Source organism: Sphingosinicella ginsenosidimutans, assembly GCF_007995055.1.
In the GTDB taxonomy this organism is placed as follows: Bacteria; Pseudomonadota; Alphaproteobacteria; order Sphingomonadales; family Sphingomonadaceae; genus Allosphingosinicella; species Allosphingosinicella ginsenosidimutans.
Map to the genome: position 1 here is coordinate 280,386 of NZ_VOQQ01000001.1, position 23,189 is coordinate 303,574.

Genomic DNA, 23,189 nt, shown 5'->3' on the forward strand with positions numbered 1-23,189 from the left:
TAGCCGCGCCGCGTGAACCGCGCCAGAGTCTCAATTTTCCGGGTGGTTGGAGCCCAAACGCCCGTTGCGCGTTGTTAGCCCCTCCTTTGCCGCCGCGGGCGCCTCAGTGAAGCGAGTGGCCGTGCGGGCCGGCGGTGAGGAGGAGGATCATCCGCTCGATCTGCCGCCACCGACAGAAATGGACGACATTGCCGACATCCCGGCTACGATCGGCGCGCGCCGCCGCCTCGTCAGCGGCGTGAATCCCGAACCGCGCGATCAGATCGGCCGCGTCGGCTGCCGCCCCGCGGTCCGGAAGATGGACGTGCTCCTGCACCGCTTTCCCCATTTTTTCTTGTTGGGCAAATCGTTTAGGGGCGGTGGCTTTCCAAATGACCGACGTTGATCGTGAATTGCCCGTAAACCAAGGCTGGCCCGACCGGCCAGGCCGTGCCAAGGGCGGGCGATGAACGACCGACCTTCCGTCCCCCGCGCTGGCGGCGCCCTGCTCTTCGGCGCGATCATGATCGGCACGATCGCCGGCGCCTCTGTCGGCGCGCTCAGCACCGGCATGTTCGCCGGCTTCGCGATCGGCCTCCTCCTGCTCGGCCTCGTCTGGCTGCTCGATCGCCGCCGCTGAGCCGCGCGGCCGCAAGATCAGGCGGCGCGCTCGAACTCCTGCATCGCCGTTTCCCAATGCCCGATCCGGGAGCGGGCGTCCTGGACGAAGTGCGAATGGCGCACGCCGAACAGGAAGGTCTCGCCGGCCAGGCGGCCGAGCATTCCCACCGGGCGGCGGAACTGGATCAAGAGCACCGCGCGCAGCTCGTCCGTGTCGTTCCACACCTCATGCTCGAACGTGTCGTCGAAGACGAGCGTGCGCCCCTCTTCCCAGACGAGGTTGTTGTCGACCACCTCCATCCGGCACGCCTCGCGCCGTTTCGGCACGACGAGGCCCAGATGGGCGGTGAGGATCGCCTTGGTGACCCCGCGATGGCGCGGAATGTGGGCGCCGGGCTCCAGGATCGAGAAGAAGGCGCTGTTGAGCCCGGGAATGCGCTCCACCGCCGCCGCCGTCACCGGGCAGCGGGCGCAATTCTCCTCGACCTTGTACCCATAACCATGGAGGAAGAACGACTTCCATTTGCCAGGCGGGGCGATCTTGCGATGATCGGGCGAGATGCTGGCCAGCGACGGGATCGCGTCGCGATGCGCGAGCACGGCCTGAAGCTCGCGCCGGATCTCGTCGGCCTGGGCTTCGAGCCCGGCGATCCAGTCGAACCGCTCCGGCTCGAACACGGGCTGATCGCCGACAAGCGAGGAACGGGCGACAATCGCGCTGACGCGATGCCGAAGCTTCTTGCCGAGCCGGTAGATCGGCTCAGGAACGCCAAGGGCAGGTTTGCTGGCCACAGATGTACCTCCGCTTCTCGCCCCCTGTGCCGGCCTATCTTGTGCGAAAACCGGCGCATTCAAGACATCGGCGGGTCGAAAATTCAGCGGACCCGGCCCCCCTTCCAGACGACGCGCCCGACGATGTCGATCGCTTGCGGATCGACCCTGCCCCAGGAGGGATAGGCCGGGTTGTCGCTGTGAACCGATACCATTCCGGCGGCCGGGCCAACGGCGCAGCGTTTCACCACCAGCGCATCGTCGATCCGCAACACATAGATGCCGTCGCGCAGCCGCTCGATCCCGTCGGCTCGATCGACGAGGATGTCATCGCCGTCCGCCAGCGTCGGCGCCATCGAATCGCCGGCGACGCGGATGATCGAAAGCTGGTCCGGCGCTCCCAGCGCCAGCCGCCGCAGCCACGCGCCGTCGAAGGCGACATGGGCGGCCGCCCGCTCGTCCACGGCGAAGGCGCCCGCCCCGGCCGCCGCGCCCACATCGAGGCGCGGCACCGGGACCAGCCGGGGACCCGGGGCGGCCCCCTCCGGCCCGCCGAGCACTGCCTCTTCGACTCCGAAATAACGGGCAAGCAGACGGCGGTCGCGCTCATCGAGCCGACGCGGCGTTCCCCGCTTGATATATTGCTGCACATAGGCCGGGTTGCGCCCGATCAGCCGCGACAGGCCGGCATAATCCTCGCCTTTCTCCTCGATCAGTCGTGCGAGCGCGGCCCGCGCCTCATCGTCGGTCATGTTCCTCCATTAGTGATAGGATTTTTCCTAGACAAGTAGGAAATCACCTTTGAAAATGGAACATATCACGAACATTCGAGTCGGAGGCCATTCCATGAACCTGCTCTGGCGCATCGAGCGCTATCTCAATGCGACCGCGACCCCGCCGGCCCGATTCGGACGGGATGCGGCGCACGACCCGCGTTTCGTGTTCGATCTCCGCAACGGCCGCACGCCGCGCCCGGAGACCGAAGCGCGGATTGCCGCCTGGCTCGATGCCCGCGAGGCGGGCCGATGAGCCGCACCGCGGGGGAACGCCTTGCCCGCGCGCTCGTCGCCCCGATCGCCGCCTTCGACTGCATCGCGTCCGTCGAGACCGATAGCCGCCGCTGGGCGAGCGTCACCTTCACGGGCGAGCAGCACAGCCTCGCGATTCGCCTGTCGGGCCCCGACGCCGGCGCGGCGGCGGACGCCCTGCTCGACGGCATCGAGGAGCGGGAGTTCGCGCTTCCGGGCCATATCGTCATCAGCATCGCCGCCGCCGGGCGCGCGCAGACGGACAGCGCCATCGGCGTGGAGCTGGAGGCGCTGACGATCGAAGCTGACTAGTGGCGGCCCCGGGGCTTCCCGATTCGAGCTGACCGCCCGCCGGAGATCAATGCGCGGCCTGCTCGCGGCGCATGGCGGCAAGCCGCTGCAGATTTTCGATGGCACCGGCAAGCCGGTCGTCCGACAGGCCCGGAAAGACCTGGGGCTCCGGCGCGGCCGCCGAGGCTTGAGGCGCAGTCCGCGCGGCCCGAACGGCGAGTCCCCGCTCCAGCCGCGCCATCAGATCGGCGAGCGAGTCCTGGCGGCTGACCGGCTCAGGCGCGAACGCGGCCGGCGATGCCGCTGCCGGCTCCTCCGCAGAGGCCGATTGGGCCTCCTCGACGACCGGCTCGCAGGCCGGCGGCGCAAGAGGCGCTTCCGGCGGGGCAGGCTCGCCGAGATCGCGGATCGCCGAGATCGGCGGGCGCGGTGGTGCGTCGGGGTGGAGATCGCGGCGGCGCAGGCGGGGCGCCTCCGGCTCGGGCGCGAGGACCGGTGCCGCGCGAACGGGCCGCGCCGTCAGTCTGTCGATCGCGCGCAGCAACAGGAAAGCGAGCGCGAAGGTCGCCGCGCCTCCGGTGACGCCGATCGCGAGACGCGCCTTGAGGCCCAGCGGCGGCGCGGCCGCATGGATGAATGATGGCAGCCCGGTCGCCGCGACCAGCCGGTCGACCAGATCGTCCGGGGCCGCGAAGGCGACGAAGAGGATTGCGAGGCCGGCAAGCGCGGGCACCGCGACGTCGATCAGCCGCTGCACGGAAGAAGCTGCGAAGGGCCGCGACGCCATCATGAAGCCTTGCCGGTAAGTCTTTGGTAGACCGCGCGATAGCGGGAAATGTTTGACGACCAGTTACGTTCGCGCTCGACGAACGCCCGGGCGGCGGCCCGGCGCTGCGGCCAGATCGCGCGATCCTCCAGCAGGCCGGCAAGCGCGTCGGCGAGCGCGTCGGGATCGTCCGGTGCGAACAGGGTGCCGGTGACTCCATCCTCGATCAGCTCGCGGTGGCCGCCGACGTTCGAAGCCGCGACCAGCTTGAGCTGTGCCATCGCCTCCAGCGGCTTCAGCGGCGTGACCAATTCGGTCAGCCGCATCGCCTTGCGCGGATAAGCGAGCACGTCGACGAGCGCATAATAGCGCTCGACCTCCTGATGCGGCACACGCCCCGTGAAATGAATGCGCCCCGCCGCCGACGATGCCGCCGCCTGGGCCTTCAGCGCCGCCTCCATCGGCCCGCCGCCGACCAGCAGCAGGTGCGCCGCCGGCCGCCGCGCGATCAGCCGCGGCATCGCTTCGATCAGATCGTCCAGCCCCTCATAATCGTAGAAGGAGCCGATGAAGCCGATCACCTCCGCACCCTCCAGCCCGATCTGGCGCGCAAAGGCCGGATCGGTGGCGATGGGATCGCCGAACAGCGCCATGTCGACGCCGTTGGGCGAGACGAACAGCTTGTCGCCGGGGATCCCGCGCGCGATCAGGTCGCCGCGCAGACCCTCGCAGATCACCGCGACCGCATCTGCCCGCCGCGCCGCCCGCGTCTCCAGCCAGCGCGTCGCCCGATAACGGAGCGAGCCTTCGCGCCCCGTTCCGTTGCCGACCGCGGCATCCTCCCAGAAGGCGCGAATCTCGTAGACCAGGGGCAGGCCGTGCCGCCGCGCGACCGGCTGCGCCGCGAGCGCGGTCAGCACCGGCGAGTGGGCGTGAAGGATGTCGGGCCGCCATTCGCGCACCAGCGCCTCGATCCTGGCGCGCATCGCCCCCACCTCACGCCATTCGCCGATCGGCGCGCGCGCCGGCGGCGGCGCGGGCGTTCGATGAAAGACGATCCCGTCCACCACTTCCACGGCCGGCCCCGGCGCGCTGTGGCGCGGTCCGGTGAGGCAGCGCACGTCACATCCCAGCGACTGCTGCGCCTTCACGATCGCGCGGGTGCGGAAGGTATAGCCGCTGTGCATCGGCAGGCCGTGATCGAGAATATGGAGGATGCGCATGGCGTGCCGCTTTGGCACGTTAAGCTTAAGAGGGTGTCAACCGGGCTGCGGCGTCAACCGCGATCCTGTATTCCGCAGGCCATGAAGCGCCGCCTCGCCATCCTCCTTCTTGCCCTCTCCGCTCCTGCCGGGGCGCAGGGCACGGGCCCGTTCACCGTCGTCGAAACGGGCCGCAGCTTTTCCGAGCTCCAGGCTGCGGTGGCGGCGATCGGCGACGGCTCCGGCACGATCCGCATCGCACCGGGCCGCTACGCCCAGTGCGCGGTGCAGGAGGCCGGCCAGATCGCCTTCGTCGCCGCCGAGCCGGGAAGCGCGATCTTCGAGGGCACGACCTGCGAGGGCAAGGCGGCGCTTGTGCTGCGCGGGCGCGGCGCGCGGGTGGAAGGGCTCGTCTTCCGCAATCTGCGCGTGCCCGACGGCAATGGCGCCGGCATCCGCATCGAGCAGGGCGATCTCGACGTTTCCGAGACGATGTTCATGAACGGCCAGTGCGGCATCCTCTCCGCCAACGATCCGCGCGGCACGATCCGGATCGATCATTCGACCTTCGCCGGCCTCGGCCGCCATCCCGACGGCAACGGCGCGCATTCGCTCTATGTCGGCGGCTATGGCGCGCTCATCGTCACCAATTCACGCTTCGAGCGCGGCACCGGCGGCCATTACGTCAAGAGCCGTGCGGCGCGGATCGAGGTGACCGATTCGAGTTTCGACGACAGCCAGGGCCGCGACACCAACTACATGATCGATCTGCCCAACGGCGCGACCGGCCGGATCGCCGGCAACGCCTTCGTCCAGGGCACCGGCAAGGAAAATTACGGCACGCTGATCGCCGTCGCCGCCGAAGGCGCGGAACGCCCGTCCGCCGGCCTGGTCATCGAAAACAATGTCGCGACGCTGGCGCCCGGCTTCGAATGGCGCACCAGCTTCGTCGGCGAATGGGTGAACGACCCCCTCGTCCTCCGTGGCAACCGGCTCGCCAGCGGGATCAGCGAGCTGACGCACCACTAAGGCGCCAGCTTCGATCCAAGCTTCGCCGCAAGATATTCGAGATTGGCGATCCGCCGCATCATGCCGCTGTCGCCGATCCGCCCGGTCCGGAAGAAGCGGCGCATGGCGGGAAAATCGAGATCGACGACCCGGCCCATATAATCGGGCGAGAGAAGCCCGCCATGTTCGTCCGCCACCGGCCCCATCCGCCGCCGCAGCGCGTAGCTGTAGCGGCGGAGCATGGTCGGCCGGATCCGGGTGAGGAATTCGGCGCGGCGGTGCGCGGCGCCGGGCGGGCCGGTGAAATCGTGGCCATAGGCGGAAGGGTAGCTGGCGAGCCGCGGGCTGATCGCATTCAGCAGCGCCGCCTCGAACCGCCCGGCATTCTTGAGCGCCAGCGGCAGCCGAGCCGCCTCGGCCGCGACGCGATGATCGAGGAACGGCATCAGATAGGGGCCGTAGCGTGCCTCCAGGCTGATCTCGCGTCCGAACAGCGCCCGGCAGCGCACCCGCGGATAGACCTGCTCGATCAGCGCGCGGGGAAGCTTTCCCCGAAAGCCGGGCCGGCCGAGCGCCGCCAGCATCTTGTCCTCGATGCCGCGCAGGAAGGCGCGTTCGTCGAACGCAGCCGTCACGTCGCTTCTGGCATAGCGCGCGAAGAAGGTCCGCGCGACCGCAGCGGCGCTCAAGGGCCGATCCGGCAGGAAGAAGAAATTGCGATAGACCTCGCCGCAGCCGCCCGAAACCGAAAGCGCGCCGTCCTGGTGCCGCGCCTCGCGGGCGAAGGCGTTGGCGCCATTTTCGAACAATTCGCCATAATTGGGCAAACCGTCATAGGCGTGGAAATTGGCCTCGACCTGATCCGGGAAGGCGTCGGGCGCGACCTCGCGCCACCCTTCCTTGTCGAGCCACTCGATCGCCGCGCCCTCGCCCGCCGCGATCTCGCGCCCGATGCGAACGTCGGCGCTCTCGGCTCCGCCATAGACATAGAGGCTCGGCATCACGCCGCAGGCCTTGAGCGCCGCTAGCGCAAGCCGCGAATCGAGCCCCCCGGAGATGGGGCAGAAGATCCGCCCCTCGAACGCCTGCGCGTAAGGCCCCACCACCGACAGGAGCCGGTCGCGATGGATGGCGAGCCGATCGAGCAGCGGCATCTCGCACGTCGCCTCGGGAAGCGGCTTGGCCGCGTCGTGCAGCCGCACCCCGTCCGGGGAGGGCTCGGCCACCCGATCCGGCCCGAGCGTCTTCAACTCGGCGAACACCGTATCGTCCCCGACCGGCACGACGTTGAACGCGAATTCATAGACGCCCTGCGGATCGAAGGAGACGTTGGGCAGCGCCTCGATTGCCGACAGCAAAGAGGTCGAAAAAACCCGTCGCTCCGCATCGTGGAACAGCTGGAAGGCGCCGAAAAAGTCGGTGAACAGGCGCGTTCGCCCCTGCGCGCGGACCAAAGCCACGAACTGCCCGCCGATCCGGCTCCAATCCGGGGCATCCGCCATGGCGAGCAACGCCTCCAGCGCCGGCTGCCCGAATTGCCCGTCGCAGCTCAGCGTCCCCGCCACCGCGACCAGATCGTCGCCCCTTGCCAGCAGGCTCTCCGGCCCGCCGAGGATGAAGGGCGCATGGATCAGCCGCCAGCCGGGCCACGCATGTTCGCTCAGCCCCGAAAAGCCGTGCAGCGCGAACTGCCGCCGCGCCCCCGCCAGCGCGGACTCGGCGAACTCGCGATCGCGCGTCGAGACGAGGAACAACCCGGCCATGCCCGCGCCCTAACCGGCCAGGCTTAACGCCGCGTCAACCGCGCGGGCCTATCAGCCCGGTTTCCAGAGACGCGGCGAGGAAGAAGGGCATGATCGACAGCTTTGCGCTCTTCCTGAGCCATGGGCTGATGCTGCTTGCCGCCTGGCGCCTGCTTTCGCGCCCCGATCTCGACGACGACGATGCGGGGGCCGGCACGAAGCCGACCTGGTCGGGCCGCGATGCGTGATCTTTTCCTGCTCGGCTATCTGGTCGCGTTGCTTGCGGTCGCCCTGCGGCGGCCGTTCCTGTTCACGCTCGCCTATATCTATGTCGACACGGTTTCGCCGCAGCGCCTCTCCTGGTTCCTGCTCAACCGCATCCCGCTCTCGCTGATCCTTGCGGCGCTGGCGATGGGCGCCTGGCTGATCGCGGACAGGAAGGACGGCCTTCGCTTCACGATGCGGCAGGGGCTGATGCTGCTGATGCTCGCTTATGCCGGGGTGACCACGCTCCATGCCGATTTCCCGGTCGAGGCGGCGGTGAAGTGGGATTGGGCGTGGAAGGCGGTCGCCTTCGCGGTGTTCCTTCCCTTCACCTTGCGAACGCGGCTTCGGATCGAGGCGACCCTCCTCTTCCTCACCCTTTCGGCCGCCTCGATCATCATCACCGGCGGGATCAAGACGGTGCTGTCGGGCGGCGGCTATGGCGTGCTCAATCTCATGGTCGACAACAATAGCGGCCTTTACGAAAGCTCGATCATCTCGACCGTCTCGGTCGCGCTCATCCCGATCATCTGGTGGCTGATGAGCCACGGCACGATCTTCCCGCCGGATTGGCGGGTGAAGGCGTTCGGCGCCGGCCTCATCTTCGCCTGCCTGCTGATCCCCGTCGGAACGGAGGCGCGCACGGGCCTCGTCTGCATTGCCTTGCTCGCGGTGCTGATGCTCCGGGAGGTCAAGCGACGGTTCCTCTATATCGCCCTCCTCGGCACGCTCGGCCTTTGCGCCATCCCGCTTCTGCCATCGAGCTTCACCAGCCGGATGCAGACGATCGAGGGCTATCAGGGCGATCAATCCGCCGGCACCCGACTCGCCGTGTGGGGCTGGACGCTCGATTATGTGAAGGATCATCCCTTCGGCGGCGGCTTTGGCGCCTATCGCCAGAACCGGGTGCAGGTGAACCTCACCGATGCGCAGGCGAGCGGCGCGGTCGAGAGCATCGATTCGCGCACGGTCGAGGATGCGGGCCGGGCCTGGCACAGCTCCTATTTCGAGATGCTTGGCGAACAGGGCTGGCCGGGGCTCGCGATCTTCCTCGCCATCCACCTGATCGGTCTGGTGCGAATGGAGACCATCCGCCGTCGCTATCGCCGGCGGGACGACCTTCCCTGGGCCGCCCCGCTCGCCACCGCGCTCCAGCATTTCCATCTCATCTATCTGCTGGGCGGCGCCTTCGTGCAGACGGCGTTCCAGCCATTCGGATGGCTCGTGATCGGCGTTCAGATGGGCTTCGACAACTGGCTCGCGAAGCGGGAGAAAGCGGGACGCGCACGCCAGGGCTTCGCCCCTGCTCCGCCTCTGCCGGGTGCCTCCGCGGGCGCGGCCTAGCCGCCGTTCGCGTCGGGCCCGCCCGCGGCCGGATAGGGCATGATGAGCCGGCCGTCCGGCGCGGCGGTAAAGGTCGTCTGGGCCGGATAGGCGAACTCGATCCCCAGCTCGGCGAATTTCCGCACCATGGCCAGCATCACCGCCGCCCGGACGGCGACGAGATCGCTCCCCGCCGGCGTCTCGATAAAGAAGACCAGCTCATAATCGATCGACGAGGCCGCAAACTGATAGGGCTGGCAGTGATCGAACGTCGCCAATGGCTGCGCCTCGATAATCTCCTTCAGCTCCATCCCGATCCTGGCGAGCATTTCGGGCGGGGTCTGGTAGATGACCCCGAAATTCATCAGCACCCGCCGCCGCTCCATCACCGCCCAGTTCTGGATCTGCTGATCGAGCAGCTTGGCGTTGGACATCACGACTTCCTCGCCGCCGACCGAACGGATGCGCGTCGTCTTGAGGCCGATCGCCATGACGGTGCCGGTGGTGCTGCCGAACGTGATCGTCTCGCCGCGCCGGAACGGCTTGTCGAACAGGATCGAAAGCGCGGCGAAGAGATCGGAAAAGATGCCCTGCGCGGCGAGGCCGATGGCGATGCCGCCGATGCCGAGGCCCGCGATAAGGCCGGTGACATTGATGCCGAGATTGTCGAGGATCACCACGATCGCGATCGCGAACAGCGCGACAGACACGAGCAGCCGGATGATGCCGATGGCGGAGCCGAGGCCGCTGCCCTCGTCGCGGTCGCCGACGCGGTGTTCGACATAGCCGAGAACCAGCTCGCGCGCCCACAATGCGGCCTGCATCGCAAAGGCGATCACGAACAGGACGTGGATGACGCTCAGCAAGGACGGCGGGGTCGCGGCATGTTCGGCCACGAGCTCGGCCGACGCCATGACGATGAAGAACGTGCCGGTGCGCGCCAGCGTCCGGGCGAACGTGACCCGCCAGGAAAGATCGCCGCCCTTGCTCCGCTCGATCAGCCGGCAGCCGAGCGTGCGAAGCGCGAACAGGAGCGCGGCGATGCCGATCGCGACGGCCACCGCGATCGCGATGTTGATGCTGTTGCTCACCATCCAGTCGAGCGTGTCGTGCAGCAGGTTGCCGGCCTGCTGGTCAAGGTGGCCGGGAAGCTTGATCGCATTGCGGGTCGGCTGGCTCATTCGTGATCCTCTAGCGCGGCAGGAAGCGCCCGGCCACCTCAGGCGGCGGCGTTCAGAAAATCGATGAGACCGCGCTCGGCCCGGCTCAGGTAGCGGGTCGCGCGCGGCAGCGGGGGAAGCGCATCCGCCTCGCCCGCCTTCGCCGCCTCGATCAGGGCCGGGTGAACATAGGATTTGCGCGCGATCGCCGGGGTGTTGCCGAGCCGTTCGGCGACCGGCGCGACCATTCCCTTGATCCCCTTCGCGGTCGTCGCGAGCGCGGCGAAGGCGGTCACGCTCGCGCCCCATGTGCGGAAATCCTTGGCGGTGAAATCGCCGCCCGTCGCCTCGCGGATATAGGAATTCACATCATCGGATCGCACCGGACAGGGCTGGCCTGCCTCGTCAAGATACTCGAACAGATGCTGGCCCGGCAGGGCGCGGGTCTTCGCCGCGATCCTGGCCAGCCGGCGATCGGTGACCTCGATCTCATGCGTGATCCCGTGCTTGCCGGGAAAGCGGATATGCAGCGTCGCGCCGGCGACGGTGGCGTGGCGGTTGCGCAGGGTCGTCGCGCCGAAGCTCTTGTTGGCGCGCGCATAATCCTCGTTGCCCACGCGAATGCAGGTTTCGTCGATCAGCCGGACGACGGCCGCCACGACGGTCGCGCAATCGGTCGTCTTGCCCTGAAGATCGGCGGCGACCTTGCGGCGCAGCTTCGGCAAGGCCGCGCCGAAATCGGCGAGCCGTCGATACTTCCTGCGCTCGCGCCGCTCCCGGTAGCCGAGATGGTAGCGATATTGCTTTCGGCCCTTGTCGTCATAGCCGACCGCCTGGATATGCCCGTCGGGATCCGGGCAGAACCAGCAATCGCGATAGCCGGGCGGCATGCCGATGGCGTTCAGCCGATCGATCTCCGCCCGGTCGGCGATCCGCTCCCCCTTCGCGTCGAAATATTGCCAATAGCGCCCGCGCCGACGTCGGGTGATGCCGGGCTTGGTGTCGTCACTGAGGCGGATCATGGTGGCGCGGCGCGTCCCTCGTCGGAATGGCGGCACAATGCCCCGGCCTGGCGCTTCGTTCCGGAACGGGCCCGTCGCGCGTCGGTTCAACCGGCGGGCCCGACCCATTTTCCCTTTGCTTACGGAGACATGAGATGCCGCCAATTTCGCAATCGCGAGTCCTGATCCTCGCCACCGACGGGTTCGAGGACAGCGAGCTGCTCGAGCCGCGCCGCCGCCTGATCGACGCCGGCGCGCATGTCGTCCTCGCCGCGCCCGAAGCGCGCGAGATTGCGGGGGACAAGGGAGCGAGGATCGCGGCCGACGCGCGCATCGACGCGGTCCGCGCCGACGATTTCGACGCGCTGATGCTCCCCGGCGGCACCAAGAATCCGGACAAGCTGCGGACGATCCCCGAGGCGGTCGGGCTGGTCCGCGCCTTCATGGCCGCGGAAAAGCCGGTCGGCGCGATCTGCCACGGCCCCTGGCTGCTCGTCGAGGCGGACGCGGTTCGCGGGCGCACCGTGACGGGCTGGCCGTCGGTCAGGACGGACCTCAGGAACGCCGGCGCCCAAGTGGTGGACCGCGAGGCGGTGGTGGACGGCAACCTCGTCACCAGCCGCAATCCTGACGACATTCCGGCCTTCACCGGCGCCTTCATCTCGTTGGTCGAAAAGGCGCCGGCGAGCGTCCCCGTCTAGGCGGCGGCCGGCATCTCCGCGCCGCCCGCCGCGAGCATCCGGCGCCAGTTGTCGATCGTGATCGTGTCGAGATATTCGGTCTGCATTTCCTCGGTCAGGACCTCGATCATCCGGCAATCCTCGGCCCACAGCTCGATCACGCCGAAGGCGCCGCCCCGCTTGCGGTACTTGACCGTCCAGCCCTCGCGCGCGCCGATCGCAAACACGTCCTCGAACGACAGGCTGGTCGCGAGCGCGAAGTGGACGGGGCTGCGGCGGCTGGCGGCCGGGTTGATCTGGCCGAACGCATCGGCGTCGCCCTTGGCGATCATCAGCTCGGTCCCGCGCGGATAGACTTCAATCATGGTGCCGCGCGCGTCGCCCGACAGCGCCACCCACGACCCTTCGATCACCGACGGAAAGGGCAGCGCCTCGCCGCCCATGATCTCGGCCAGCACCTCGGCGACGTGCCGGGGCTCGTCGGCGTCGATCGACAGATGAAACAACATTCCTACGTCTCCTCCAGTCATTGGGCGGGCTCCTACCGGCCCGTGGCCACAGATGGAGTGTTGCGCGACTAATACAGTCGAGGATTCGATGGAGGCGCGGTCGCGCGACGAAGCCGGCCGAACCGTCGACGAAAGATTCACGCTCGGTTCACGCACCCGCGCGCAGTCCCTTTTTCCAGGAGCGGAATGGACATGCGCCTCATCATTTTCGCGGGCCTCGCCCTTGCCGCCGCGCCGGCCGCCGCTGCCGGCACCGATCGCCCTTCCTGCACGCTTCGCGGGACGCACGTCTATCAGCGCATGGCCGATGTGCCGCGCGGAGCGATGGCCGCGCTCGGCGTGCGGATGGCCGAACGGGGCCAACCCTTTCAGGCGACCGACGTCATCATGCCGGGCGAACGATTGCCCGGCGCCCGGTTCGCCGCCGCGCGCCTTGATGGCTGCACGCTGACGATCCGGTACGAGCGCGGCGGGATCGCCCATACGTGGAATACCGCGGTCATTGAGCGTCGTGGAATCGGGTGGGTGGTCGTGCGGCCGCGCTGAGGAAACGGGCCGAGCGGAACCGTTGGTGCGCCGGTGCGCTGAACGGCACGGCGGCGCGCCTTCACTTCGTTCCGGGGGCGTGTCAGATTGTTGAAGCGTAACGGAGGAGATTGGGGAATGAGGACCATCAAGTTTCTGGCCATCGCAATGGCTGCGGCGGCGCCCGTGCTTGCCGCGCCGGCAATGGCGCAGAGCCGGGCCGAGCAGGCACGGTGGGAGCAGGCGCAGCGCCGCTTCGAGAATGAGCGCGCCATCTATCAGCACGAGCGCGAGCTCTACGACGCGGCCGTCGCGCGCGGCCGCTACGACGATCGCGGACGTGATCCCTATGCGACCGATTATGATGCGGCTCGCTATTATCGGGACGACCCGCGCTATCAGGAGCGGACGCTCACCCGCGACGACTATGTCTATCGCGGATCGGACGGGCGCTATTATTGCCGGCGCAGCGACGGCACCACCGGCCTGATCGTCGGCGCGGCTGCCGGCGGCATTCTCGGCAACGTCATCGACGGCGGGCGCCATCGCACCGGCGGCACGCTGATCGGCGGCGCCCTCGGCGCCCTGCTCGGCCGCTCCGTCGAACAGAACAGCCAGGAGATGCGCTGCCGCTAGCGCGGTGGCGGCCCGGATCGGCCCGGTTCGATCGGAACCGGGCCGGTTTCAGGCGGTCTCAGGTATCGCTGGCTCGGCCGGGGCGTGTGTGCGCTCGCCGCGCAGGACCTCCACGAAGCCGCGAAGCCAGCTGCCGACGTCGTCCCGGTTCACGGCTTCGATCAGCTTTTCCCACCGACGGATCCGCTCCGTGCGCTCCATGCTGAGTGCCGCGTGGATCGCATCGCTGAGCTCATCCTTGCTGTACGGATTGACGAGCAAGGCCTCCCCGAGCTGATGCGCCGCCCCGGCGAAGCGCGAGAGGATGAGAACGCCCGGATCATCCGGATCCTGGGCCGCGACATATTCCTTGGCGACCAGGTTCATGCCGTCGCGCAACGGGGTGACGAGCCCGATGTCGGACGCGCGGTAGAAGCCGGCGAGCCCGGCACGCGGATAGCCTTGGTTCACGTAGCGGATCGGAACCCAATCGACATGGGCGAAGGCGCCATTGATCCGCCCCGAAAGCTGGTCGAGATCCTCGCGGATATGGGCGTAGGTGTGGACCTCGCCGCGTGATGGCGGCGCGATCTGCAGGAACGACACCCGGCCGCTCCAGTCCGGATGCTCCTCGAGGAAGCGGCGGTAGCCGTGGAACCGCTCGGCAAGACCCTTGGAATAATCGAGCCGATCGACGCCGATGATCATCTTGCGATGCTCGGCGCTGCGCTTCAGCGTGTCATAGGCCTGGCGCGCCTCGTCGGTGGCGAGTGCGGCGCGAAACTCCTCCGGGTCGATGCCGATCGGAAAGGCCCCCGTCTTCACCCGCCGGCCGTCGATCTCGATCGTGCCGTCGGGCTCGACCGTGCCGCCGAGCTCGCGCGTGACATAATGGTGGAAGCTCTCCAGCCACTCTTCGGTCTGCAAGCCGATCAGGTCGTAATCGAGCATCGATCGGACGAGCCGCTCGTGGAACGGCAGCGAAACCATCAGCCGCTGGGGCGGCCAGGGGATGTGAAGGAAGAAGCCGATCCGGTTCTTGAGCCCTCGTCGGCGCAGCTGCTGGCCGAGCGGGACGAGATGGTAATCGTGCACCCAGACGAGATCGTCGGGCTCGATCAGCGGCGCGACGGTCTCGGCGAAGCGCTGGTTCACCCGCTCGTAGCCCGAGCCGAAGCTCCGATCATATTCGGCAAGGTCGATGCGGTAGTGAAAGAGCGGCCACAGCGTCCGGTTGGCATAGCCGTTATAATATTCGTCGACGTCCTGCTCCTCGAGGTCGACCGTCGCGGTGGTGACCCCATCGACCCGCTGCATGTTGATCTGGCCGGTGAACTCCTCGGCGGTTTCGCCGGACCAGCCGAACCACAGCCCGCGCGATTCCCTCAAGGCCGCGGCGAGGGCGACGGCAAGCCCGCCCTGCGCGCCGCCGCTGCTTCGCGGCTTGGGGGTGGAAACGCGATTGGAAATGACGATGAGGCGGCTCAACGGATCGAACTCCAGGGTCGCGAGAGCAGGCTCGCACAATTGATGAGTCCGACAAGCGAATAAGTCTGCGGATAGTTGCCCCACAGTTCGCCGCTGTCGAAATCGCTGTCTTCGGAAAGCAGGCCCGCCGGGGTCAGCCGTGCCAGCGTCTTCATGTACAGCGCACGCGCTTCTTCGTGGCGACCGACGAGATGGAGCGCCTCGATGAACCAGAACGTGCAGAAATTGAACGCCGTCTCGGGCAGGCCGAAATCATCTTCGGAGGCGTAGCGAAGCATCGAATCGCCGCGCCGAAGCCCCTTTTCGACAGCGTTGAAGGTGTTGATGAATCGCGGGTCGGACGCGTCGAGGAAGCGCATGTCGAGCAGCTGAAGCAGGCTCGCGTCCAGTTCCTCGCCATCGAAGGTCGCGCCGAAGCGTTGATCGCTCTCCACCCAGGCCCGACTTTCGATGCGCTTTCGGATCGACGTCGCGCGGCGACGCCACACGCGCGCGCGCTCGCCCAGCCCGAGCCGCTCCGCGATATTGCCCAGCCGGTCGCACGCCGCCCAGCTCATCACCGCGCTGTAGGTGTGGACGGCGGTGCGGGTACGCAGCTCCCACAGCCCCGCATCGGGCTGGTCATGCCGCTCCCAGGCGAGCGTCCCGACCCGTTCGAGCGAGGTGAAATCGTCCTCCGTCGGCGCCCGGAACAGGCGCTCGTCGAAGAAGGCGTGTGTGTTCGACAGCACGATCTGGCCATAAGCGTCGTGCTGGATCTGGGTGTAGGCGGCATTGCCGATCCGCACCGGGCCCATGCCGCGATAACCGCTCAGCGCATCGGCCTGGCGCTCTTCCAGGCGGGGCTCGCCCGAAACGGCGTAAAGCGGCTGGATATGCCCGTCCTTCGCCTCGTCGACGATGTTGCGCAGGTAGGACAGATAGCCCTCCAGCACGTCGAGCGCGCCGAGCCGGTTGAGCGCCTGCACAGTATAATAAGCGTCGCGGATCCAGCAGTAGCGATAATCCCAGTTGCGCCCGGAGTGAGGGGCCTCCGGGATCGAGGTGGTCAGCGCCGCGACGATCGCGCCGGTTTCCTCATGCTGGCACAGTTTCAGCGCGATCGCGGCGCGGATGACGACGCGTTGCCATTCCAGCGGCACCGCGAGCCCGCGCACCCATTCGCGCCAGTGATCCGCGGTCTGGTGCAGCATGCCCGACAGCACCTGAGTGAGGTTGCCGACGAATGGCTCGTCCGGACCCAGGAAGAAATGGAGAGCCTGTTCCAGGCGGAAGGGGCGGCCGTCGAGGACGTGCATCACGGGCGCGTCGGTGGTGAGCCTGAGCGGCTGTGGCTTCAGCAGGTAGCGAACATGATTGGTGCCGTTGGTCCGCTCCGCATCCGCCGCACCCCAGTCGGTCGCGGGATTGAGCAGCACCCGAAGGCGCGGCGCGCCGGCGATCGGCCGAACGATGCGGACGAAGGCGACGGGGCGGTACATGCGCCCGGACCGTTCGAAGCGCGGGCAGAAATCGTAGATTTCCGCGACACCGCCATCCCTGTCGGTGAGGCGGGTGGCGAGGATCGGCGTGTTCTTGAAATAGCGTTGCTCGGCGGAGACCTGTCCTTCGAGCACGATCCGCCAAGTGCCGCGCCTGTCCGTCCCCTGCGGTTCGAGGAGCGAGCAGAACATCGGATCGCCATCGACGCGCGGCTGGCAGGCCCAAACGAAGCCGCCCTCGCGATCGATCAGCGCGCTGACCTGGCAATTGCCGATGGGCCACAGATCGAGATTGGTCACTGGTTCAGCCACCGCGCCACCGCCGCGACCGAGCCCAGGCGATAGGCAGCCGCGGTCGGCCGCGCCGGTCCCACCAGCACGCCCGCTCCGCCGAGGCCGGCGGCGGCCTCGAAGCCATGCTCGTCGGTCAGGTCGTCGCCCACGAACACAGGACGCGCATCGGCGAAGATCGGTTCCGACATGAACGCGCGCACCGCATCGCCCTTGGTCGCGCCCTCGGGCCTCAGCTCCACCACCATGTTGCCGTGCTGAACCCGCAGATCGTGCCGGCGGGCCACGCCCTCCATGAAGCGCGCGACGGCGTCCGCCTCGCCCGGCGCCAGCCGATAATGAAGCGCCACGCCGAGCGGCTTCGCCTCCGCCAGCAGGCCGGGCCGGGCGTCGGCGAACGCGGCGACTTCGACCGCGATGCGCGGGTCGAGCCCGACCGGGAGGCTGAGCGGCAGCGCATCGCCGCCGGCAAGCCGGATTTCGAGTCCGTGCGATCCGGAAAAGGCGATGGCGGGCCGCGGGAGATGCGTTTCGAGATCCTCGATCGAGCGGCCGCTGACGATGGCGATGCGGCCGCCGAGCCGCGCCTTGAGCCGGGCCAGCGTCGCGCCAAGCTCAGCCGGGACGTGGATGGCGTCCGGGGTCTCGGCGAGTTCGACCAAAGTGCCGTCGAAGTCGAGGAACAGCGCCGCGCCGTCGAGCAGCCCGGGCGGCGGCGGAGGGAGATCGGCCATGCGGATGCCGATAGCCAATCAGGGCGATCACGGCAAAAGTTGAGCTCGCGCGGGTCCGCGCGGGAGGCTCAGCCGACCGTTTCGTCCGGGCCGACGCCCCACAGCGAGTCGATCCGGACATAGCCGTCGCGGCCATGGACGTCGAAGCGGCACCAGCCGCCGCCGCAGCGCGACACGCGGCCGACCACGCCCGGCGCTGCGCGATAACGCACCCGCGCGCCCGGATCCGGCGATTCGTGCATCGGCGCGGCGGCGCTGCCCCGCACGATCGCGGTGCGCCGGTCGCTCAGCAGATTGACGAGCATCCAGCCGGTCGTCCCCTCCGGATCCTGGACCTTCCGCCAGTTCTGATAGATTTCGATGACCCGGATCGGCAGGTCCGGCCGCACGTAGAGCCAGGTGCCCGGATAATTCTGTCCCGGCCCGGTCCGCATCATCGCCCGCCCCGCCGAGATCGACGCGAAATAGGGCGGGTGACGCTGCGGCTGCGCGCTCGCCCCGTTCAGGGCCAGCAGCGACACGAGCAACAGGATCGGCGTTAGGATTGCGCGCATGGATGCCCCCTCATCGAGCGGCGACGAGCCGTGCGGACGCGATCAGGCGGACTGGCCTCATCAATCCCCCGTCTGGATCCGCTCCATGAGCTGCTTCACGGTCGGCACGAAGCCGTTTGAATAGAACGGGTCCTTCTTGAAGCGGAAGGCCGCGTGACCGGCGAACATGAGGTTGTTCTCGGTCGATCCGCCATGGGCGATGTCCTGCAACGTCTTCTGGATGCAGAAGCTGCGCGGATCGGCCAGGCGGCCGGTCGTGTTCTTCTCATTGTCCGCCCAGGACGAAAAGCCGCATTGGGACAGGCAGCCCATGCAGTCCGCCTGGTCCTTGCGGATGACGTGCTTTTCCTCGGGCGTCACGAAGACGAGCGTCTCGTCCGGCGTCTTCAGCGCCTCGGTATAGCCTTCGGCATACCAGGTGCGCGCATGGAGCAGATCGCCCTTGGTCACCCAGTAATTCTTCTTGCCCATGACGCCGACGTCGAGCTGGAAGGCATGATCGCCCAGCGGCTCCTTGGTGAAGGCGATCTGCCGGTGCGAGCGCGCCTCCAGATTGCGCAGGAACGGATTGCGGACCGCGGAGGAGTAGAAGCCCGTCGGCGAGAAGCGGTGGAGCAGGACATCGCCTTCCTCCAGCGTCATCAGCCGCGCCTTCCATTCGTCCGGGATCGGGCTTTCCTTGGTGAGCAAGGGCCGCGTGCCGAACTGGAAGGCGATCTGCCCCAGCTCGTCATTGTCGATCCAGTGGTTCCATTCCTTGAGGTTCCAGACGCCGCCGGCCATCACGATCGGCACGCTGTCGTCGATGCCGCCGCTGCGCATCGTCTCGCGCAGGGCCTTCACGCGCGGATAGGGGTCCTGCGGCGCGAGCGGGTCTTCGGCATTGGACAGGCCGTTATGACCGCCGGCGAGCCACGGATCCTCATAGACCACCGCGCCGAGCCATTCCGCCGCCTTGTGATAGGCGCGCTTCCACAGCGCCGAGAAGGCGCGCGCGGAGCTGATGATCGGCAGATAATTGACGCCGTAGGATGCGGCGATCTCCGACAATTTGTAGGGCATGCCCGCGCCGCAGGTGACGCCGGCGACCAGCCCCTTGGTCTTTTCAAGGACGCCGTGGAGCACGCGCTGCGCGCCGCCCATTTCCCACAGGACGTTGATGTTGATCGCGCCCCTGCCGGAGGCGATGTCGTAGGCGCGCTGCACCTGCTGGACCGCGCCGTCGATGGCATAGCGGATCAGCTCCTCGTGCCGCTCGCGTCGCGTCAGCGCGTGATAGATCTGGGGGATGATCCGCCCTTCGGGATCGTAGCTGTCGGCGTTGACCGCGGACACCGTCCCGATGCCGCCAGCGGCCGCCCAGGCGCCGGAACTCATGTGGTTCGTCGCCGCCACGCCTTTGCCGCCCTCGATCAGCGGCAGCACTTCGCGCCCCGCATAGAGGATCGGCTTGATACCCTTGAACATCAAACCTCCGAAAACCCGAATTGGCCGGATATAGGCGCAAAGCCGCGCCCACGCAAAAGATCATGCGCATGGCGCAAACGCGTCCGGCCGGCCGATCGCTTCGCCATAGAGGCGGGCATAAGCGGCGATCATCTTCGCCTCGTCATACTCGGTCCGGGCGGTGGCGCGATTGGCGGCGCCGATGGCGTGGCGCAGCGCGGTTTGCTCGGCGAGGCTGTCGAGGGCCGCCGTGAACCCCGCCTCGTCGGCCGGCTCGACGATGAGCGGGCGATTGTCCGCCGATACCATTTCGATCACATCGCCGACGGCGGTCGCCACGACTGGAAGGCCCGCCGCCATCGCCTCGACCAGAGAGATCGGAAATTGCTCGCTGTCGGAGGACAGCGCGAAAATGTCGAAATGCGCGATCCAGCGCGCCGGATCCGTCAGGAACCCGGGCATCACCAGACGGGCCCCGAGGCCGTGCGCGCCCGCTTCCGCGGCGATCCGGTCGCTTTCCGGTCCTTCGCCGACAATGACGAGCCGCACGTCCTTCGAGCGCATCGCCGCCACCGCCCGCACCAGCCGCGGCAGATTCTTGACCGCGCGAAGCCCCGCGACGGTGCCGATCACGATTTCCCCCGGCCGGCGCTCGAAGCCCGGGATCGCGCCGGCCTCCGGCGGCCTCGCGAACCGGGCGACGGGGACGCCGTTGGGAATGCGAAGCGCCGCACGGCTCCAATGGCTCCGTGCGACCGTTTCGAGCCGCTTCGAAGGCACGACCAGCGCCCTCGCTGCCGGAAGGCCGAAGCGTCGATAGCGGTTGCGTCGCGGATCGAGCCGCACCGCTTCGTCCTCGTTGAACCCGTCTTCGTGGTGGATGAGCGGCGGAAGCCGGACCAGGCCGGCGAACAGGCGGCGCGCCATCACCGCATCGAACGCGCCCCAATTATAGCTGAGCACGAGATCGAAGCCGCGAAGATAGCTGGCGAGCCGCCAGAGCCGCCGGGGCGTCGGCGGCCCCGTGAGCGGCGGCGCGCCGGTCGGGAACGAGACCCGGATGTCCGGCGAGATCGCGTCGCGCGCGCCGAGCCGATCGGGCATCGCGGACAGGATCGAATGTTCGGCGGCGTCGCCGAATGCGTTCATCAACCGCACCGCGCGCGCTTCCTTGCCGCCGAGCGAGAAGGTCGAATGGCAGTGAAGGATGCGGACCGGCGCCATGCAGCTCTTATGCGCGCCCGGCGACGCGGCAACCAGCGATCCGCGCGCTGGCGTCTTCGAAAATCCAGGGAAGTTCGTCGCCCGCCGGCGTCATCCATCGATCCGCCATTGCCCCGTCCGTCTCCCGGCCTAGGTGGCGCGCATGGCCGATTTCATGAATTGTGACAGCAACTTCGCGCAAGAATGCGAAAGAAGTGGCGAGTCCGGCGCACCGCTCTCGGCCGATCAGAAGCTGCTCCTCCTTCAACTGCGCGATCCGCGGGCATGGGACCGGCCCGCGCTCGAGACGCTGATCACCGATCACGATCCGCGCGTGAGGAACTGGGCGCGCTTCACCCTTTCGCTCGCCGACGCGCTTGCCGGGCTCAGCCCGATCCAGGGCCGCAGCCAGGCGATTTCGCGGCCCGCCAGATAGAAGGCGAAGCAGGCGGCGAGCGTCACGGCGAGCAGCAGCGGATAGGCAATGGCGAACGGAAGGCCGAGCGGCCGGATTTCCCAACCGACCCACACGATGATCGTCTGGTGCAGGAGATAGAAGGGGAAGACCGCTTCGGCCGCCGGCGCGCGCAGCGGATGATCGCGCTTCAGCCAGCGCTCCGCGACCGCGACGAGGATCAGCGGCATCGTCCACCCCATCGCCGCGGACGCCGCGAGGATGAGCATTGCGGTGAGATGCCCGGGCATCGTGCCTTCGGGCCAGGCCGCCTCGGCCCACCAGAGCACCACCGCGCAGGCGATGGTGATCGCGATCGCCGGCCGGACGATGCGCGCCAGCGCAGGCCACAGTGCGGGCGTCCCGGCGAGCGCGAAGCCGAACAGGAAGGGCGGGATGTAGGAAAGATGGCCGTGCCAGTCGGTCAGCACATTGCCGCCCTGCGGGATCAGGAACAGGATCGAAAGGCGGCCAAGGACCACCAGCGCGAGCGGCACCATCAGGACGCGCCACCCGCTCGCGAGCCGCGCGGCCTGCGCCGCGAGCCAGGCCTTGGTCCGCGCCGGCAGCCACAGCATCGCGGCGACCAGCGCCATCGTATAGACCCACAGATAATCGACGAACCACAGATGCTCGACCAGGCTCCATCGCCCCGACAGCATGGCGGTCCAACGATCGTGCAGGAGGAACTGCCAGAGCGAGCCCGGATAGCCGGCCTGGGCCGCGCGCACCCAGGTCTGCGGCGCGACGATGATCGCTGTGCCGAAGATGAGCGGCAGCAGCAGCCGTTCGCTGCGCGCGCGGGCGAAAGCGGCCGGGCTCGCAAGCTTGCCGAGCAACGCGCGTGAGGCATAGCCTGACACGAGGAACAGCAGGCAAAGCCGCCACGGCCGGATCATCGCGAGCGGGAAATCGATCCATTCCACCCGCTCGCCGGCGTGGACCACCCAGCCGCCGGGGGCGAAATACATGCCGACATGATAGGGGATGAGCAGCGCGAACGCGCCGATCCGCAGCCAATCGAGCCCGTAATGGCGCTCGATCCGGTCCGTTCGTCTCGCCTGGGCGCCAATGGCTTCGTGCATCGCCGCGCGCCTGTACGCGCCAAGCGACGCACGGGGGATGGAGAAACAGGGTTAACCCCCAGGCGTCCCTTTGCGGGACGATCCGGTCAACCCGCCTGAACCCGCGCGAGCAGCGCGTCGATCGCCGCCACCGACTCCGGCTCGTCGAGCGTCGGCGCATGGCCGACGCGGGGCACCGTGGTGAGCGCGAGCTTCGGCACTTCCTTCTTCATCCGCTTCGCCGTCTCGACGCTCAACAGGTCGGACAATTCGCCGCGCACCAATGTGGTCGGGATGCCGGAGAGGCTCCGGAAGGCGGGCCACAGGTCGTAGGCATTGTCGTTGGCCAGCTTGAACGGTTCGGCGATCCGCATGTCGTAATCGAGCACGATCCGCCCCGCCGGCGTCAGCTTGCACACGCGCTTCGCATAGACGAGCCACTGGTCGATGTCCCAGTCGGGGTAGCGATCGCCCTGGCTTTCGCGCAGCGCGCGCGCGGCATGAAGCCAGGTCGGCCAGTTCTGCGGCCGGCCGACATAGGATCGGATATGATCGAGCCCGCGCGGCTCGATCACGGGGCCGATATCGTTGAGCAGGGCGCCGGCGATCCGGCTGCCGTCGGCCATCGCCATCAGCATCGTGATCAGGCCGCCCAGCGACGTGCCGATGAGGACGAACCGGTCCAGCGCCAGCTCGCGCACCAGCGCGTCGATATCCTGGATATAGGCGGCCGGCACATAGGTCATCGGGTCCTTGGCATAGGCGCTCTCGCCGCGCCCGCGCAGATCGATGCAGATCACCCGCCATTGCCCCGCGAGCCGCCCCGCAACGCCTTCGAAGTCGCGCGCGTTCCTGGTCAGGCCCGGAATGCAGATGATCGGCGGACGGCTCGCCGGGCCGGCATAATCGCGGTAGTGGAGCCTGAGGCCGTCGCCTGATTCCCAATAGCCATTGGACCAATCCGCCATGCCAAGCCCCTATCGTTCAGC

Annotated in this window: 26 protein-coding genes; 9 read left to right on the plus strand and 17 right to left on the minus strand. The window is 68.0% G+C overall.

All coding sequences use genetic code 11. The features are described from left to right. Nucleotides 1-103 precede the first annotated feature (103 nt). Complete coding sequence (locus FRZ32_RS01470; protein ID WP_147041827.1) at nucleotides 104-328, minus strand: hypothetical protein; 225 nt, start codon at nucleotides 326-328, stop codon at nucleotides 104-106. Between the two features lie 117 nt (nucleotides 329-445). Here FRZ32_RS01470 and FRZ32_RS15155 point away from each other — a divergent pair, with 117 nt between their 5' ends. Then, entirely contained in the window at nucleotides 446-619 is a 174-nt protein-coding gene (locus FRZ32_RS15155) for a hypothetical protein (protein ID WP_158635788.1), read from the plus strand. Nucleotides 620-636: 17 nt separating this feature from the next. Here FRZ32_RS15155 and FRZ32_RS01475 read toward each other — a convergent pair whose 3' ends face one another. Further along, the gene (locus FRZ32_RS01475) at nucleotides 637-1,392 is read right to left on the minus strand and encodes an aspartyl/asparaginyl beta-hydroxylase domain-containing protein (protein WP_147041828.1); all 756 of its coding nucleotides are present in this window, start codon (nucleotides 1,390-1,392) and stop codon (nucleotides 637-639) included. Nucleotides 1,393-1,475: 83 nt separating this feature from the next. Further along, nucleotides 1,476-2,123, minus strand: a complete 648-nt coding sequence (locus FRZ32_RS01480; protein WP_147041829.1) for a S24 family peptidase — start codon at nucleotides 2,121-2,123, stop codon at nucleotides 1,476-1,478. A 94-nt stretch (nucleotides 2,124-2,217) separates the two neighbouring features. On the opposite strand from FRZ32_RS01480, the gene FRZ32_RS01485 reads away from it, so the two are divergent. After that, on the plus strand, nucleotides 2,218-2,400 hold the full coding sequence (locus FRZ32_RS01485; protein ID WP_147041830.1) for a hypothetical protein: 183 nt from the start codon (nucleotides 2,218-2,220) through the stop codon (nucleotides 2,398-2,400). After that, nucleotides 2,397-2,711, plus strand: a complete 315-nt coding sequence (locus FRZ32_RS01490) for a hypothetical protein (protein ID WP_147041831.1) — start codon at nucleotides 2,397-2,399, stop codon at nucleotides 2,709-2,711. Before FRZ32_RS01485 ends, FRZ32_RS01490 begins: the two co-directional genes overlap by 4 nt. 46 nt (nucleotides 2,712-2,757) lie before the next feature. On the opposite strand, the gene FRZ32_RS01495 is transcribed toward FRZ32_RS01490, so the two are convergent. Next, nucleotides 2,758-3,477: a hypothetical protein gene (locus FRZ32_RS01495; protein WP_147041832.1), complete on the minus strand. Its 720-nt coding sequence runs from the start codon at nucleotides 3,475-3,477 to the stop codon at nucleotides 2,758-2,760. After that, on the minus strand, nucleotides 3,477-4,679 hold the full coding sequence (locus tag FRZ32_RS01500; RefSeq protein ID WP_147041833.1) for a TIGR04063 family PEP-CTERM/XrtA system glycosyltransferase: 1,203 nt from the start codon (nucleotides 4,677-4,679) through the stop codon (nucleotides 3,477-3,479). The genes FRZ32_RS01495 and FRZ32_RS01500 overlap by 1 nt, the downstream gene beginning before the upstream one ends. Nucleotides 4,680-4,760: 81 nt before the next feature. Between FRZ32_RS01500 and FRZ32_RS01505 the strand changes: the two genes are divergently transcribed. Beyond that, the gene (locus FRZ32_RS01505) at nucleotides 4,761-5,687 is read left to right on the plus strand and encodes a polysaccharide lyase domain-containing protein (protein ID WP_147041834.1); all 927 of its coding nucleotides are present in this window, start codon (nucleotides 4,761-4,763) and stop codon (nucleotides 5,685-5,687) included. Here the strand turns inward: FRZ32_RS01505 and FRZ32_RS01510 are convergent. Next, on the minus strand, nucleotides 5,684-7,429 hold the full coding sequence (locus tag FRZ32_RS01510; RefSeq protein ID WP_147041835.1) for an asparagine synthetase B family protein: 1,746 nt from the start codon (nucleotides 7,427-7,429) through the stop codon (nucleotides 5,684-5,686). The genes FRZ32_RS01505 and FRZ32_RS01510 overlap by 4 nt on opposite strands. Nucleotides 7,430-7,518: 89 nt before the next feature. Between FRZ32_RS01510 and FRZ32_RS15395 the strand changes: the two genes are divergently transcribed. Both FRZ32_RS15395 and FRZ32_RS01515 read left to right on the plus strand, forming a co-directional pair. After that, nucleotides 7,519-7,656, plus strand: a complete 138-nt coding sequence (locus FRZ32_RS15395; protein WP_192901865.1) for a hypothetical protein — start codon at nucleotides 7,519-7,521, stop codon at nucleotides 7,654-7,656. Next, nucleotides 7,649-9,016: a putative O-glycosylation ligase, exosortase A system-associated gene (locus tag FRZ32_RS01515; RefSeq protein WP_147041836.1), complete on the plus strand. Its 1,368-nt coding sequence runs from the start codon at nucleotides 7,649-7,651 to the stop codon at nucleotides 9,014-9,016. Before FRZ32_RS15395 ends, FRZ32_RS01515 begins: the two co-directional genes overlap by 8 nt. On the opposite strand, the gene FRZ32_RS01520 is transcribed toward FRZ32_RS01515, so the two are convergent. Both FRZ32_RS01520 and FRZ32_RS01525 read right to left on the minus strand, forming a co-directional pair. Next, on the minus strand, nucleotides 9,013-10,176 hold the full coding sequence (locus FRZ32_RS01520) for a mechanosensitive ion channel family protein (protein ID WP_147041837.1): 1,164 nt from the start codon (nucleotides 10,174-10,176) through the stop codon (nucleotides 9,013-9,015). The two genes, FRZ32_RS01515 and FRZ32_RS01520, sit on opposite strands and share 4 nt — an antisense overlap. Nucleotides 10,177-10,214: 38 nt before the next feature. Further along, nucleotides 10,215-11,177 (minus strand): DNA topoisomerase IB, encoded by a 963-nt coding sequence (locus FRZ32_RS01525; protein ID WP_147041838.1) that lies wholly within the window; start codon nucleotides 11,175-11,177, stop codon nucleotides 10,215-10,217. A gap of 134 nt (nucleotides 11,178-11,311) precedes the next feature. Between FRZ32_RS01525 and FRZ32_RS01530 the strand changes: the two genes are divergently transcribed. Continuing rightward, nucleotides 11,312-11,857, plus strand: a complete 546-nt coding sequence (locus FRZ32_RS01530; RefSeq protein ID WP_147041839.1) for a type 1 glutamine amidotransferase domain-containing protein — start codon at nucleotides 11,312-11,314, stop codon at nucleotides 11,855-11,857. On the opposite strand, the gene FRZ32_RS01535 is transcribed toward FRZ32_RS01530, so the two are convergent. Then, on the minus strand, nucleotides 11,854-12,345 hold the full coding sequence (locus FRZ32_RS01535; RefSeq protein WP_147041840.1) for a hypothetical protein: 492 nt from the start codon (nucleotides 12,343-12,345) through the stop codon (nucleotides 11,854-11,856). The two genes, FRZ32_RS01530 and FRZ32_RS01535, sit on opposite strands and share 4 nt — an antisense overlap. A 192-nt stretch (nucleotides 12,346-12,537) precedes the next feature. Between FRZ32_RS01535 and FRZ32_RS01540 the strand changes: the two genes are divergently transcribed. Beyond that, complete coding sequence (locus FRZ32_RS01540) at nucleotides 12,538-12,891, plus strand: hypothetical protein (protein WP_147041841.1); 354 nt, start codon at nucleotides 12,538-12,540, stop codon at nucleotides 12,889-12,891. A gap of 117 nt (nucleotides 12,892-13,008) precedes the next feature. Continuing rightward, complete coding sequence (locus FRZ32_RS01545) at nucleotides 13,009-13,506, plus strand: glycine zipper 2TM domain-containing protein (protein WP_147041842.1); 498 nt, start codon at nucleotides 13,009-13,011, stop codon at nucleotides 13,504-13,506. Nucleotides 13,507-13,554: 48 nt separating this feature from the next. Here the strand turns inward: FRZ32_RS01545 and otsA are convergent, their stop codons facing one another. The 8 genes from otsA to FRZ32_RS01585 all read right to left on the minus strand — a co-directional run bounded on the left by otsA (nucleotide 13,555) and on the right by FRZ32_RS01585 (nucleotide 23,168). Continuing rightward, nucleotides 13,555-14,973 (minus strand): alpha,alpha-trehalose-phosphate synthase (UDP-forming), encoded by a 1,419-nt coding sequence (gene otsA / locus FRZ32_RS01550; protein WP_147044282.1) that lies wholly within the window; start codon nucleotides 14,971-14,973, stop codon nucleotides 13,555-13,557. Next, nucleotides 14,970-16,754: a glycoside hydrolase family 15 protein gene (locus FRZ32_RS01555; RefSeq protein ID WP_147044283.1), complete on the minus strand. Its 1,785-nt coding sequence runs from the start codon at nucleotides 16,752-16,754 to the stop codon at nucleotides 14,970-14,972. The genes otsA and FRZ32_RS01555 overlap by 4 nt, the downstream gene beginning before the upstream one ends. Then, nucleotides 16,751-17,479, minus strand: a complete 729-nt coding sequence (otsB, locus tag FRZ32_RS01560; protein WP_147041843.1) for a trehalose-phosphatase — start codon at nucleotides 17,477-17,479, stop codon at nucleotides 16,751-16,753. Before otsB ends, FRZ32_RS01555 begins: the two co-directional genes overlap by 4 nt. 68 nt (nucleotides 17,480-17,547) lie before the next feature. After that, the gene (locus FRZ32_RS01565) at nucleotides 17,548-18,033 is read right to left on the minus strand and encodes an SH3 domain-containing protein (RefSeq protein WP_147041844.1); all 486 of its coding nucleotides are present in this window, start codon (nucleotides 18,031-18,033) and stop codon (nucleotides 17,548-17,550) included. A 60-nt stretch (nucleotides 18,034-18,093) separates the two neighbouring features. Beyond that, complete coding sequence (locus FRZ32_RS01570) at nucleotides 18,094-19,500, minus strand: NAD(P)H-dependent flavin oxidoreductase (RefSeq protein WP_147041845.1); 1,407 nt, start codon at nucleotides 19,498-19,500, stop codon at nucleotides 18,094-18,096. Between the two features lie 60 nt (nucleotides 19,501-19,560). Beyond that, the gene (locus FRZ32_RS01575) at nucleotides 19,561-20,703 is read right to left on the minus strand and encodes a glycosyltransferase (RefSeq protein WP_147041846.1); all 1,143 of its coding nucleotides are present in this window, start codon (nucleotides 20,701-20,703) and stop codon (nucleotides 19,561-19,563) included. Nucleotides 20,704-21,003: 300 nt separating this feature from the next. After that, nucleotides 21,004-22,221: an acyltransferase family protein gene (locus tag FRZ32_RS01580; protein ID WP_147041847.1), complete on the minus strand. Its 1,218-nt coding sequence runs from the start codon at nucleotides 22,219-22,221 to the stop codon at nucleotides 21,004-21,006. Nucleotides 22,222-22,307: 86 nt separating this feature from the next. Continuing rightward, the gene (locus FRZ32_RS01585; protein WP_147041848.1) at nucleotides 22,308-23,168 is read right to left on the minus strand and encodes an alpha/beta fold hydrolase; all 861 of its coding nucleotides are present in this window, start codon (nucleotides 23,166-23,168) and stop codon (nucleotides 22,308-22,310) included. Nucleotides 23,169-23,189: the final 21 nt, after the last annotated feature.

Bases quoted from the DNA above. Each gene is read 5' to 3' on its own strand.
- FRZ32_RS01540 (WP_147041841.1), top strand. From the start codon at position 12,538: ATGCGCCTCATCATTTTCGCGGGCCTCGCCCTTGCCGCCGCGCCGGCC.
- FRZ32_RS01500 (WP_147041833.1), bottom strand. From the start codon at position 4,679: ATGCGCATCCTCCATATTCTCGATCACGGCCTGCCGATGCACAGCGGC.
- FRZ32_RS01515 (WP_147041836.1), top strand. From the start codon at position 7,649: ATGCGTGATCTTTTCCTGCTCGGCTATCTGGTCGCGTTGCTTGCGGTC.
- FRZ32_RS01545 (WP_147041842.1), top strand. From the start codon at position 13,009: ATGAGGACCATCAAGTTTCTGGCCATCGCAATGGCTGCGGCGGCGCCC.
- otsB (WP_147041843.1), bottom strand. From the start codon at position 17,479: ATGGCCGATCTCCCTCCGCCGCCGCCCGGGCTGCTCGACGGCGCGGCG.
- FRZ32_RS01570 (WP_147041845.1), bottom strand. From the start codon at position 19,500: ATGTTCAAGGGTATCAAGCCGATCCTCTATGCGGGGCGCGAAGTGCTG.
- FRZ32_RS15155 (WP_158635788.1), top strand. From the start codon at position 446: ATGAACGACCGACCTTCCGTCCCCCGCGCTGGCGGCGCCCTGCTCTTC.
- FRZ32_RS15395 (WP_192901865.1), top strand. From the start codon at position 7,519: ATGATCGACAGCTTTGCGCTCTTCCTGAGCCATGGGCTGATGCTGCTT.
- FRZ32_RS01565 (WP_147041844.1), bottom strand. From the start codon at position 18,033: ATGCGCGCAATCCTAACGCCGATCCTGTTGCTCGTGTCGCTGCTGGCC.
- FRZ32_RS01490 (WP_147041831.1), top strand. From the start codon at position 2,397: ATGAGCCGCACCGCGGGGGAACGCCTTGCCCGCGCGCTCGTCGCCCCG.
- FRZ32_RS01470 (WP_147041827.1), bottom strand. From the start codon at position 328: ATGGGGAAAGCGGTGCAGGAGCACGTCCATCTTCCGGACCGCGGGGCG.
- FRZ32_RS01585 (WP_147041848.1), bottom strand. From the start codon at position 23,168: ATGGCGGATTGGTCCAATGGCTATTGGGAATCAGGCGACGGCCTCAGG.
- FRZ32_RS01535 (WP_147041840.1), bottom strand. From the start codon at position 12,345: ATGTTGTTTCATCTGTCGATCGACGCCGACGAGCCCCGGCACGTCGCC.
- FRZ32_RS01520 (WP_147041837.1), bottom strand. From the start codon at position 10,176: ATGAGCCAGCCGACCCGCAATGCGATCAAGCTTCCCGGCCACCTTGAC.
- FRZ32_RS01530 (WP_147041839.1), top strand. From the start codon at position 11,312: ATGCCGCCAATTTCGCAATCGCGAGTCCTGATCCTCGCCACCGACGGG.
- FRZ32_RS01580 (WP_147041847.1), bottom strand. From the start codon at position 22,221: ATGCACGAAGCCATTGGCGCCCAGGCGAGACGAACGGACCGGATCGAG.
- FRZ32_RS01495 (WP_147041832.1), bottom strand. From the start codon at position 3,477: ATGGCGTCGCGGCCCTTCGCAGCTTCTTCCGTGCAGCGGCTGATCGAC.
- FRZ32_RS01505 (WP_147041834.1), top strand. From the start codon at position 4,761: ATGAAGCGCCGCCTCGCCATCCTCCTTCTTGCCCTCTCCGCTCCTGCC.
- FRZ32_RS01485 (WP_147041830.1), top strand. From the start codon at position 2,218: ATGAACCTGCTCTGGCGCATCGAGCGCTATCTCAATGCGACCGCGACC.
- FRZ32_RS01525 (WP_147041838.1), bottom strand. From the start codon at position 11,177: ATGATCCGCCTCAGTGACGACACCAAGCCCGGCATCACCCGACGTCGG.
- FRZ32_RS01575 (WP_147041846.1), bottom strand. From the start codon at position 20,703: ATGGCGCCGGTCCGCATCCTTCACTGCCATTCGACCTTCTCGCTCGGC.
- FRZ32_RS01480 (WP_147041829.1), bottom strand. From the start codon at position 2,123: ATGACCGACGATGAGGCGCGGGCCGCGCTCGCACGACTGATCGAGGAG.
- FRZ32_RS01510 (WP_147041835.1), bottom strand. From the start codon at position 7,429: ATGGCCGGGTTGTTCCTCGTCTCGACGCGCGATCGCGAGTTCGCCGAG.